The following is a 12472-nucleotide window of genomic DNA, read 5'->3' as shown; positions in this document are numbered from 1 at the left end:
GTATATAGAGAATAAACTGCACTGGAAGCTTGATGTGGCGATGGGTGAAGATGATTGCAGGATTCGACGGGGAGACGCCTCAGAAATCCTGGCTGGCTTTCGACATATTGCCTTTAACCTTCTCAACGATGTGAAAAGCTTTAGCGGCGGCCTGAAAAGGAAACAGAAGAAGGCTTCGCGAAGCACAACGTTTCTGGCTGAAGTCCTTGCGGGGCAAGGGGTTTCATGATCTTGCCGTGTTCTGCACTCTTCATTGAAAGGTTCACTGCCTCAATAAATATACACACCATACACACTTGTGCAAGTGTGATTGTCTGTTTCGCTAGCAAAAAAGACCATAAATGTAGGTCACTCTTCTGATTTCCGGATAAATAATGCTGAATACTCCTTTTTCCCCCTGGCCGTCATTCACGCCAGAAGAAGCTGATGCGGTCAGCCAGGTGCTGCTATCCAACAAGGTCAATTACTGGACCGGCACCGAAAGCCGTGAGTTTGAACGAGAGTTTGCCGACTATTGCGGCACTGAATACGCCATCGCCCTGGGCAATGGCACCCTGGCGCTGGACCTGGCGCTGAATGCCTTGGGTATTGGTGCGGGTGATGAGGTGGTCGTCACCTCACGCACTTTCCTCGCATCGGTCAGCAGTATCGTAAATGCTGGTGCGACGCCGGTGTTTGCGGATGTGGATCGTGAATCCCAGAACATAACGGCTGAGACTGTCCGTGCGGTGCTTACCGAACGTACCCGCGCCATCATCTGTGTTCACCTGGCAGGCTTGCCCTGTGATATGGACCCGATCATGGCATTGGCGGACACACACAACCTGTTCGTGATTGAAGACTGCGCTCAGGCTCATGGCGCTCGTTACAAGGGGCGTTCCGTGGGAAGTACCGGTCATATCAGCGCCTGGTCGTTCTGTCAGGACAAGATCATGACCACCGGTGGCGAAGGCGGTATGGTCACCACCAATGACCGTGAACTCTGGAGCCGCATGTGGTCGTTCAAAGACCACGGTAAGTCCTACGATGCAGTATACAATCGCCAGCATCCTCCCGGTTTCCGCTGGCTGCATGAATCCTTCGGCACAAACTGGCGGATTACGGAAATGCAGTCGGTTATCGGGCGTATCCAGCTGCAGCGGATGCCGGAATGGACGCGTCAGCGTCAGGCCAATGCGGCAGCGATTACTGAAGTCTGTCGTGAGTTTGCCGCACTGCGCGTGCCGGAAATCCCCGAAGGGTTTGAACATGCCTGTTACAAGCACTACGTGTTTGTGCGTCCGGAATGCCTGAAGCCTGGCTGGAACCGTGACCGGATTATTGATGAGGTCATGGCTCGCGGCGTACCCTGTTACCAGGGTTCCTGTTCCGAGGTCTACCTGGAAAAAGCCTTCGACGGTACAGGCTTCCGGCCAGAAGAACGTCTGCCGGTAGCGAAGGAACTGGGAGAAACCAGCTTGATGTTCCTGGTTCATCCCACCCTGCTTGAGAGTGAGATCAAGAAAACAGTGTCAGTAATACGGGATGTTATGGCCCTTGCTTCCTGAAACTCGTCATAAAATTTGGATTGATTGCGCATGCGACAGCTACTGTTAAACCTCCCTCGTTCAAGAAAAAGGCTTGTGGGTCTGTTGTTTGATACTGCAGGAATTACCACGTGTCTTTGGCTGTCTTTTTATATTCGCCTGGATATCACTGATTCAATCAGTCGTTATTCTTCTGCCTACATCATTGCAATATTTGTCACACTGCCATTTCTTATCCGATTGGGGTTATATCGGGCTGTGCTGCGGTATATGGGGTCGGATTCGCTTATCACCATCGTCAAGGCCTGTTCCTACTCTGCAGTATGTTTGATGTTGGCAGGGTTTGTGATTGGGCAGGGGCATATACCGCGTTCGATTCCATTTATCTACTGGCTGCTATTGCTGCCAGTTATGGTGCTATCTCGTTACTTTATGCGCTCATGGCTGTTAGGCCATAGCGTTGCTGATATTTTTCCTGAGTTTTTCCCGAAAAAGCAGGGGCATTCAGCCCATGGGGTGCCCGTTGCCATCTACGGTGCCGGAGCGGCGGGGGTGCAGTTAATGTCTGCGCTGGATAAAGGGCTGGAGTATCAGCCCGTCGCTTTCCTTGATGACAAGAAGGATCATTCCGGACGCTCCATCCAGGGCCGAAAAATCTATCGACCCAAGCATTTTTTACAGATGGCGAGAGAGTCCGGTGCACAAGAGGTATTGCTGGCTATTCCTTCTGCCAGCAGGGCAAGGCGTCGGGAGATCGTACAGAGCCTGGAGCAATACGCCTTGCCTATTCGCACGGTGCCTGCAATGGCTGACCTTGCCAGCGGTCGTATGAAAATGCAGGAGATCCAGCATGTTGATATTGGTGATGTGCTTGGCAGGGAGGAGGTTGCGCCAAGGTCGGATCTGTTGGAAAAATGTATCACTGGCAAGGTGGTGATGGTGACCGGTGCCGGGGGTTCTATTGGCTCTGAGCTTTGCCGCCAGATTTTACAGCAAAAGCCACTAAGCCTGGTTCTTTATGAACACTCCGAGTTTAACCTCTATACGATAGAACAGGATTTATTGAAGATTCAGAAAAAGCTGGCACAGCACCGACACACGAAAATAGTGGCTGTGCTTGGATCAATTAACGACCCATCACGGTTAATTGAGACCATGCGTCGGTTTGGTGTTGAAACGGTATATCATGCTGCAGCCTATAAACATGTGCCAATGGTGGAACATAATATTGAAGAAGGGTTACGGAATAACACCTTGGGTACGTTGTATACGGCTCAGGCTGCAATCTTGACCCAGGTCGAACGTTTTGTCCTCATCTCTACAGATAAAGCTGTCCGGCCGACCAATGTCATGGGTGCTTCAAAACGGCTTGCGGAAATGGTGTTGCAGGCGTTTTCACACGAAAAAGTGGTTACGTTTTACCATGCGGAACGCTTTGGTCTCGAACAGGTGCAAAATGTTCCCGTTTCAACGTGCTTTACCATGGTGAGGTTTGGTAATGTGCTGGGCTCCAGTGGTTCCGTGATTCCACTATTCCATGAACAAATACGTACCGGTGGTCCTGTCACAGTCACTCATCCTGATATTAACCGTTACTTTATGACGATTCCTGAAGCAGCGCTTTTGGTCATACAGGCAGGTGCCATGGCAAAAGGCGGTGAAGTGTTTGTTCTGGATATGGGGCAACCGGTCAAGATTGTTAATCTCGCCAAACGTATGATTAACCTGACCGGTTTGACAGTGCGGGATGAACAGAATCCGGAAGGTGATATCGAGATTGTCTTTTCAGGACTCAGGCCAGGGGAAAAACTCTACGAAGAACTCCTGATTGGTAATAATGTGACAGGTACAAGCCATCCGAAAATCAGTATGGCCATCGAAACAAGGCTGGATTGGTATGATTTAAACAATGCATTACAGCAGATCGTAAAGACAGCATCTGAAAGACAGTTTTCAGAGTTGCAAAAATGCCTGGTAGCTATTGTCAATGGCTTTAGTCCATCAGGAGATATTGTTGATTGGATGCATGTTTCTGATGATGTGGTAAGAAGCGAAGTCTGTATACATTAAAACCTTTAACATATATTACTCAATGTCTGCCGGAAAAAATTTCCGGCAGGCATTTTTTTTAATCGACTCTAAATTATCAGATTTTTTTAACTTCTTTCCTTTTTGTTGCACCAGCTAATATTGCAACAGGTAAAAAGAAAAGTAACCACTGCAAGTCAGGACGAACCAGAAAACTATAAGTATCCGTTAACATGCCCACTAGTCCAAACACCAATAATGGCAAGGCTATCGACTCAGGTAAGTCGATTTGGTTGCTGAATGCTCGTGTAAAACCATGAATTAATATCATTAGGTAGAGTAGTGGTGCAATCAATCCCCAATGATAGGCAAGAAGAAGAAACATATTGTGGGGGTGATCTATAGTCATTCCACGACAAATTGCTTCAAAATCGGTGTCTGCACCATACCCAATAAACGGTTTGCCGGTGATATATTCAATAGCTTGGTGCCAGGTGGGTACACGGCAATTGAAACCATCAGCAATTACGCGATTATATTGAGATAAAATTTCATCATGCAGTAAAAATATCCCTATTCCCGCTGCCACGCTGAGAATTGCAATCAATGGTTTTTTCCATGAATACTGGCAAATCAACAGCGCCATTCCTGACATGGCTATAAAAGCCACCAGTGGACCACGCGAGCCAGAGAGAAGTATGAAAACGCAAATAATCGCGACAGCTATAATGGCGGGAACACGCCGTTGCCAGCGGAAAGGTCGTGCTGCAATGTAGCCACAGAGGATGGATGCGAAACTGCCATAGTAAAGTGCTGCAAGTATCGAATTTCCAAGTTGTGCAAATTCACCAATTTCAAGACTGCCTACCCGGTAACCGCCACTTCCAAGTGCCCTGATTCCAATTGGCTTATCCAATATGCCGAACTGATAAATCATAGTGCCCAGGGCGAACAGGGTCGCGACACCTGCCGCGACTAGAAGGAGCCGCTCAGGTCTTCGTAGCTGCAGGATAACGGTGCGAACAACATATAGGTAAAGCGCTATCTTCAGTACTCTATTGAGAACAGTACCTATATCCATTCCGCCAGAGACAAAGAACGGGTTGGCGATTATCCAGATAAACAAGATTGTTAGAAGCTTTTCGCCTATTGTCATACCCGACAGGCAGTCTCTTAAACCATAGCGGTAAATGTCTATAGCTAATGAGAGTAGCCCTGGCAGAAGGCACCAGATATAGGTCTGGGTCAGGTAACCACCACTGGATCCAAGCCAGAGCATGCCTGTCAGTTGTAAAAACAGACCAAAAGGAAGAAAGCGTGTTTTTATGACTTGATCAGCACGGTCCAGCCAGCCTGGCACGACCCTGATTTTATTGGTTGAATCGGAAAGTAATAACATCGTCTTGAGTAGTTTAAAATCTGGTTATTTTACATAGTATTTCGGCGCGGTACTTTAGGTAACTGCACAAAAGTTAACTTGGATTTTATCACCTACAGCCTATGAACTGCGAGTTGTAGGTAATAGTACGTATATGTTGTGTGATTACTCTTCAATGGTTTTGGTAATGAAGTTGAACATCCGGATAACTTCTGGCAATCACTTGGCCATGCATGTAGTATCTTGCGATTTTGACAAATATAACAGGTAACCTCTACCTGCACTGGGTAGTGTCTACTGCTTCAGCTTTGCGGTTTGCACTTACGGCCGTCGGGCGGTAGCGTGTTTTTTTAATCGTATAGGAGAGACTGTGTACGTTCTCCAGCTATGTCATGATTACAAGGCACCTTTTCTGAGTGTCGCCAAGCAGTATGCCGGGTTGTTCAAGGGGTCGGCATATAAGGTTGTCACTGTTTACCTCAAGGGTAAGCCTGATGAAACAGTCATTCAGGAATCTGCTTCTGATGAGGTTGTGTTTCTGGACTACAGCTCACGCGATATTAGAGGATTGAAACGACAACCGATCCGTGATTTGAAGAAACTGAACAAACAATATCAGTTTCGTTTTGCTATTGCTCATCGTTATAAAGCGCTCTACATAGCATCACATGTACCAGAACTGTTTTGCATTGGTGTTCATCACATCAGGGGTGGTTATAAACGATGGACTCGCCGCTTTTATGTTAACCGACATAGAGAGCAGATTGCGTTGCTGGGAGTGTCAAAAGCTGTAAGGGACAATATTCGTTCTGACCTGGTAAGCTTTCCAAAAGACCGAATAGAATTCCTGTATAACAGCTTGGATTATGAAACTATTCGTTTGAATTTGCTATCGAAAAAAGAGGCTCGTAACAAATTAGGGCTAGCTGAAAGCGATTATATTATTGGCAATGTGGGGCGTTTACATCCGGACAAGGATCAGGCGACGTTGATCCGGGCGTTTTCTCGGATAGCTGAAAGTATCCCAAGCGCAAAAGTGGTTATTGCAGGTAAGGGGCGTTTGGAAGAGGATTTAAAACAGCAGATACATGAATCTGGTTTAGATGGACGTGTCATACTCTTGGGCATGGTGCCTGATGTTTATCGCTTTTATGCGGCATTTGATTGTTTTGTTTTGAGTTCAATCCGAGAAGGGCTCCCAGTAGCTTTGCTTGAAGCATTTGCAGCGCGTAATATTTGTACTGCCAGTCGATGTGATGGTAATGAAGAAGCTATTGAAGGTATCGGTGAATCATTTGAAGTTGGCGATGACGTTAAACTAGCCAATATTCTTGAGGATTATTATAATCTTAGCGAAGATCAAGTTGGCAAGATTAAGGAGCGTATAGAAGATAAAGTGCTATCTTTATTTTCTGAAGAAAGGGTCAGAAAGGCCTTTTGGGAATTATCTTTTGTTAATAAGTATATGTGACTTTTAATATATATTTAATTGTAGTTTCGAATTGAGAGATTTTGTTTGGGTGGAAGGTCGATAGCTGATTATATTGTGAGCTTTTATTTACTTGTGGATGATTATTGGGGTGACTAGAATGTTTGAGTTGCCTTATGAAATGTCATCTGTTGTGTAAGTATTAATATTTTTAAAAAGGCCACGCTCTAGCGGCGTGGTTTTGTTTGGTGTTTATTAATAGATTTTATGGCAAGAATACTTAATTTGCTTTTTTCATGCCGTCGTGATCATCACGCAGTAAATAAAATTCATAATAACTTGGCAAGTCATCTTGAAAAAGTTGGTCACACTGTGGTGACGTTATATCTGTCTGGTTATGAGGATGGTATTCTTGATAATAACAAACTAGAAGCAGTCTATTTTAAAGCAAGTCGGAAAGTGGCGAAGGGTAAAAAAATTATTGGTTCTTACCTAATGCGCAGGAAACTTGCAATTTTTTTCAAAAAAATAAATTTTGACTGTGTAATATGCGATGGGCTAACAAGTTTATATCATTTATCAATTCTTGATTCTTTAATTTGTATGCCATCAGTTTTGTGTGTATATCATGGTTATACGAATCCTAAAGAAAAGATAAAACTTCAATTGAGAAAGATTCTTTCTAAAGATAATTGTCGATTGGTTGCTGTTTCTCCACCGCTAAGAAATTATTTACTTGACTTGTCAATTGGTGCTACATCACTTAATACGACTTATATAGATAATGCACTTGATTTTAATGATTTAATAAAAAATCAGTTTGCACGTGAGGATGCTCGAAAAAAGCTTTGCGTAAAAGAAAATGAATTTGTTGTAGGATGTATTGGGAGGATCGAGAGGGGGAAAAGACACGATGATCTTATTAAAGCTATTTATCAGTTAAAAAATAATTTCGATGTTCCATTGATTAGAGTTGTTATAATTGGTGACGGTGAAAATAAGATATTTTTATCAAGGTTGATTGAAGAATATTCGCTAGAGGATGAGGTGCTCATAGTAGGCTCGCTTTTTGATGCCTATAAGTATGTTAGGGCATTTGACTTGTTTGTAATGCCATCTGAAAGAGAAGGCTTCGGCTTGGTGCTACTTGAAGCTATTGCTGGTCATGTGCCAGTATTATGTAGTAATATCGAAGTGTTTTCATACATAATAAAAGAAAAAAAATTGCACTTTCCAGTAGGAAATGTTGAAGTTTTGGCTAAAAAGATACATGAATTTTATCAGATGGATAAATTTCAACTTCGTGTTGTAGGTAATGATTTATATGATGATGTTTCAATACGATTTAAATCTGAAGCTTTCTATTATAAATATTCTACGTTGATAGATTCTTTGCTTATAAAATAATAAAAGTGTGTTTTTAATTATCTTAAATAATTTTTTCTAAGTGATGAGTTGCTGGTTGGGGCGGTGTTAAATAAATCGCAATGTGATTCGTTAAATATTGTAATTTAAAAAGGTTTTGTTGTGAGTGAGATTTTCTCAAAATATATCCTTAGTGTTTTGTCTTTGTTTATCAAGAAGAAAAATGTAATCTTGTTTTTTGTTGATAAGGATCAAGCTTGGGGTGGAAATCTTCGAGCGTATTTTGAGTATGTTTATCAAAAAAATAGTTTCAAGCTGGTTATTGTTAACCGTGGGATATGTTCTACTCAGGATATATCTGAAAAATACCCGAAAGCTATAGTCTCTGAGGGAATAAATTTCTATATTCTTCGTTTAGCCTTGAGAGCAAAATTTTATATTATAACTCATGGGAAGAAACCTTTAAGAGGGCTTTTGTATGGTATCAAAGGCTATAAGTTGATTAATTTGTGGCATGGAATACCTATAAAAGCAGTGGGCAATCTACAAGAAAGTTATCAGGGTAGAATTCGTAAGCTTGATAATACCTACAATAAAAGTAAAAGTTTTGATCTTGTTTGCTGTTCATCGACAACAGATAAGGCAATGATGGCTGCCTGTCACTTATTGCATGGTGATAGACTATTTGTTTCAGGTCTACCAAAAACGGATTGGTTACTTTGTTCTGAAAATGATTTGCCAAAGGACTATCAAAATGATTTGAGGACTATCGAATCCCAGCTGGCTGGACGGAAACTGGTTTTTTATAGCCCTACAGGAAGGGATAACAAGGAAAAAGACTGTTTTTTCGAAAGTTCTGATTTGATGGGTTTAGTTAATGGCTTAGCTGAAAATGGTTGTGTTATAGGTTTCCGCTACCATGGCTTGCCTTTGCAGAATAAGTTTCGTGAAAAACATCATGACTTAATTAAGCAAGGTAAGATTATAGATTTTGGTATTGATATTTATTCTGAGTCGAATATTATTTTACGGAAGACGGAACTACTTGTTTGCGACTACTCAAGTATTTTAGTTGACTATCTTTTAATGAAAAAGCCTATTGTGAGATTTGTATATGATCTTGATGACTATATAAAAAATAGAGGGCTTTTGTATAATTATGAAAAGGTGTTGCCAGGCAGGATTGTAAAAGATGTTGCTAGTTTGAGTGGTGTAATGAAAGTAATGTTAAATGATGTAATTGATAGTGAATATCCACAAAAATGGCTTTTCCATCAGCATGAAGATGCATTCGCATGCCAAAGAATTTACGACAAGATGATAACAATGAGTTGAGCTTTTAAATTTATTTATAGAATTATTTTAAATATTAATGATTTATTGATTATGCGTATTTTATTTTTGATCCAAAAAGAACAGAGAGTAATACTTGATCGGCTATACGATGCTATTGCTGAGAATTGCTCATATTGTGATACGCGCTGGTTGGAAGATGAAGAGCAAGCAAATTTAAAGCAGTATTTTAAGTATAATGTTGATACTGCGGTATATGACCGTATTGTTCTAATGGTTCGCACGAAAAAGGAAATCAGGCAGGTCAGGTTTATTAAAACTATTCCTAATTTGGTGATATTAGAGCATGATGCTTGGCAAAACTATACGGATAACAAGTATCGTGGGAAATTTAGTAATTATTATCATAAGATACCTTGGGTTCGTGTGCTTGTGTCAGGGTATGGCGTAGCGCGTAAGCTACAGGATGAAGGGATTGATGCTGTATTCGTACCCAAAGGTTATGACCAAAAACTACTATACAATACTGGTGCTAATCGTGATATCGAGCTGGGGTTTGTTGGGAGCATAAAAAGCAAGTCTTATAAGCAAAGAGCCGAGATGCTTAATGCTATTTCTGAAAATGAGAATTTATATATAACTCGCACTAATTCTGGTGATGAATATCTGGCTATGTTAAATCGTATTCGATTTTTCGTTAGTGCAGATGTTGGTATGGGCGAATATATGATTAAAAATTATGAAGCTATGGCTTGTGGATGTTTATTATTTGCCTGGGATCAAGGGGTGCCTGAGAATAAGGCTTTAGGCTTTGTAGATATGGAGAACGTTGTCTTATATAGCAGTATTGAAGAGTTTCAGAATAAACTTTCAATTCTTCGTGATAATACTGAAATGGCTGCTCATATTGCAAAGTCTGGTCAGACTCTTGTCGAAGAAAAATATAGTTGGGAGTCGGTTGGGTATCAGGCTATAAAATCAATGATACCTGCTCTCAGGCCGCATGTTCAAAAAAATAAATTTTTTGGTTTGTTTTAATTATGCCCCAGAACAAAGAAATAAAGCTTGCTGTCATCATACCATATTTTGGGAAGTGGCCGTTTTGGATTAATTACTTTTTAATGTCCTGTAAGTGGAACCCTAATGTTGATTGGTATCTTTTTACAGATTGTGGTGAGCCGTTAGTTCGTTCAGATAATGTACATATTGTTGATGTAACGTTTGGTCAATATATTGAGCTGGTTTCTGAGCGATTAAATATTAATTTCTCTCCAGATAAGTCTTACAAACTTTGTGATATAAAGCCAATGTTGGGCCATATTCACGAACAATTGCTCAAAGATTATAGTCATTTTGCATTTGGTGATCTTGATGTAGTTTATGGCAATCTCCGAGGTTATTACACAGATCAGATGTTGGAAAAATATAAACTTATATCAACTTTTCCAAAACGAGTATCCGGTCATCTCTGTATAATGCAAAATACGCAAGAAATGCGATGTTTATATCAAAGTGTGAAAGGTTGGCGTCAAATAACTGAATCACCAGCTCATTGTGTTTTTGATGAGAAATATTTTTCCGATATTCTTGTAAAGCGAAAGAATTTTCCGAACTGGTTGAGAAAGCTAGCCACTTACCATTCTAAGCTGATTAGAAATTCTCGCTTTGAAGAAGACTATTCTACACCATACTGTAGACCGCTTTGGCATGATGGTACACGTAACTACCCTGAAGTATGGTATTCAAGACCGGGATCCTTAACAAATAATAAGGATGGGGGGCGTGAATTTCCTTACCTTCACTTCATGTATTGGAAAAGTGAAGTGTGGCCAAAACTTCCATCAAGTTACTGTCTGGATAATGTTCCGTTAGCAGATTTAGATATCGGATGGAAACTGTCGGTTGATGGTTTTTCGCCTATTTCTTGATAATTCATATAAACAGACAAGTAGTGATTATTTAATGAAAAATTACTTTTCTAAAGATAGCGACGTAACATTTGTCATTACTAGCTGTGGCCGGTTTGATCTCTTAAAGAAAACAATTGATAGTTTTTTTACTTATAATACCTATCCTATCCGTAAATTAATTATTACAGAGGATTCTGGGTCGGATGAGGTCTATCAATGCCTGCCAGAAGGTTATAGTGATTTTTTTGATGTTATTATAAATAATCCTAAGCTTGGGCAAATGAAGTCCATAGATTTGGCATATTCAAAAATTGAAACGCCATATATATTCCATTGTGAAGATGACTGGGAATTTTACCGTAGTGGTTTTATTGAAGATTCAATAGAAGTATTGCAGTCAAATGATAAAATACTTCAAGTTTGGCTTAGAAGTTACTACCACGATATAAAGGTTAATTGTAACTTTCATACGCTAGGAGAAGCGGGGTTCGTAAACGGTGTATTATTCAATCGTTTACTTTCCAGTAAGCCAGATTGGCAAGGTTTTTCTTTTAATCCTGGCCTTCGCCGACTCAAAGATTATCAGTGTTTAAAGAGCTATTCGTCATTCGAAAGCGAAAAAAACATTTCCCGCTATTATCGGGATAGTGGGTTGTTTGCTGTCATTTTACAGAATGATGCAGTTGCTCATATAGGTTATGGATATCATGTTTTGGATGTGCGAGAAGACAGAAAGAAGAGAAAGAAGAGAGTTATAGATTTTACGGTCTTAATTTTAGTGTTAATTGTTGGGATGGTTTTTGGACTAATCTTAGCTTGAATGCTCTTTTGGTATATTCGTGTCCTGTAAATTTGATGTTTCTTATAATATTAAAGAGTGGTTGTGTGATTGTTGCAAGAGTTATTTTATTGCGTTTTTGTCAGTTTATATTAATTGTAAGAGATATGAGACGGTAAATTCTAAGTATTATTTGTGCTCTATCGAAGTGAATTGTTTTTTTAGTGTGATTTTCGATTCCCTAAATTCTTTCTTGAGAACTTTTAGAGACTGATAATGACAACAGTTATTACATTTGGAACATTCGATATTTTTCATTACGGTCATGCAAGAATCTTAGAGCGTGCAAGAAAATATGGAGACAGACTTGTTGTTGGCGTGTCAACTGATAACTTGAATTATAGTAAAAAAAATAAATACCCAGTTTATAATGAGCGTGAGCGCATGCATATTGTTAGTTGTATGCGTTTCGTTGATCATGTCTTTCTTGAAGAGTCACTGGAGCTAAAAGCTGATTACATAAAAGAATATAAAGCTGATATTCTCATTATGGGTGATGATTGGAAAGGAAGGTTTAATTATTTGTCTGATATTTGCGATGTAATTTATTTAGATAGAACACCTTCAATATCAACGTCTGAAATTATTGAGATTGTGCGTTCAAATAATGTGCTTCCACCGCTTGTCTAATCAGTTTTCTTTATATTTAATCCAAAACCGCTCGCGTATAGTTATCAATTGTGAAAAAATATAGGGTCAGGGAAC

General features: G+C 40.5%; 11 protein-coding genes and 1 pseudogene. 11 read left to right on the top strand and 1 reads right to left on the bottom strand.

Features of this window, described 5'->3' with window-relative positions; all coding sequences use genetic code 11:
* The 4 genes and pseudogenes from AC27K1_RS21400 to AC27K1_RS21385 all read left to right on the top strand — a co-directional run.
* The coding region (locus tag AC27K1_RS21400; protein WP_487152825.1) for a transposase at nt 1–229 on the top strand (229 nt) is incomplete at its 5' end.
* A 145-nt stretch (nt 230–374) separates the two neighbouring features.
* On the top strand, nt 375–1547 hold the full coding sequence (locus tag AC27K1_RS21395) for a DegT/DnrJ/EryC1/StrS family aminotransferase (protein WP_487152824.1): 1173 nt from the start codon (nt 375–377) through the stop codon (nt 1545–1547).
* A 30-nt stretch (nt 1548–1577) separates the two neighbouring features.
* Nucleotides 1578–2315: pseudogene (locus tag AC27K1_RS21390) on the top strand (nucleoside-diphosphate sugar epimerase/dehydratase); the annotation flags it as partial.
* A gap of 15 nt (nt 2316–2330) precedes the next feature.
* The gene (locus tag AC27K1_RS21385) at nt 2331–3596 is read left to right on the top strand and encodes a UDP-N-acetylglucosamine 4,6-dehydratase family protein (protein WP_487152826.1); all 1266 of its coding nucleotides are present in this window, start codon (nt 2331–2333) and stop codon (nt 3594–3596) included.
* A 76-nt stretch (nt 3597–3672) separates the two neighbouring features.
* Here AC27K1_RS21385 and AC27K1_RS21380 read toward each other — a convergent pair whose 3' ends face one another.
* Entirely contained in the window at nt 3673–4953 is a 1281-nt protein-coding gene (locus AC27K1_RS21380) for an O-antigen ligase family protein (protein WP_487152823.1), read from the bottom strand.
* A gap of 349 nt (nt 4954–5302) precedes the next feature.
* On the opposite strand from AC27K1_RS21380, the gene AC27K1_RS21375 reads away from it, so the two are divergent.
* The 7 genes from AC27K1_RS21375 (at nt 5303) to AC27K1_RS21345 (ending at nt 12397) form a co-directional block, all read left to right on the top strand.
* The gene (locus tag AC27K1_RS21375; RefSeq protein ID WP_487152822.1) at nt 5303–6403 is read left to right on the top strand and encodes a glycosyltransferase; all 1101 of its coding nucleotides are present in this window, start codon (nt 5303–5305) and stop codon (nt 6401–6403) included.
* 225 nt (nt 6404–6628) lie between these two features.
* Nucleotides 6629–7768 carry a glycosyltransferase gene (locus AC27K1_RS21370; protein ID WP_487152821.1) on the top strand — a complete coding sequence of 380 codons (1140 nt, stop codon included), beginning with the start codon at nt 6629–6631 and terminating at the stop codon, nt 7766–7768.
* 120 nt (nt 7769–7888) lie between these two features.
* Nucleotides 7889–9061, top strand: coding sequence for a CDP-glycerol glycerophosphotransferase family protein (locus AC27K1_RS21365; RefSeq protein WP_487152820.1), 1173 nt, complete (start codon nt 7889–7891; stop codon nt 9059–9061).
* A 51-nt stretch (nt 9062–9112) separates the two neighbouring features.
* Complete coding sequence (locus tag AC27K1_RS21360; RefSeq protein ID WP_487152819.1) at nt 9113–10057, top strand: glycosyltransferase family protein; 945 nt, start codon at nt 9113–9115, stop codon at nt 10055–10057.
* A gap of 2 nt (nt 10058–10059) precedes the next feature.
* Nucleotides 10060–10947, top strand: coding sequence for a DUF6625 family protein (locus tag AC27K1_RS21355; protein WP_487152818.1), 888 nt, complete (start codon nt 10060–10062; stop codon nt 10945–10947).
* Nucleotides 10948–10981: 34 nt separating this feature from the next.
* Entirely contained in the window at nt 10982–11749 is a 768-nt protein-coding gene (locus AC27K1_RS21350) for a hypothetical protein (RefSeq protein ID WP_487152817.1), read from the top strand.
* 234 nt (nt 11750–11983) lie between these two features.
* The gene (locus AC27K1_RS21345; protein ID WP_487152816.1) at nt 11984–12397 is read left to right on the top strand and encodes an FAD synthase family protein; all 414 of its coding nucleotides are present in this window, start codon (nt 11984–11986) and stop codon (nt 12395–12397) included.
* The last annotated feature ends 75 nt before the right edge of the window (nt 12398–12472 follow it).

The sequence above is a fragment of the Kistimonas ophiarachnellae genome (genome assembly GCF_057552235.1).
The sequence above is the reverse complement of the archived record's forward strand: the minus strand, read 5'-3'. Positions and strand labels throughout refer to the sequence as shown.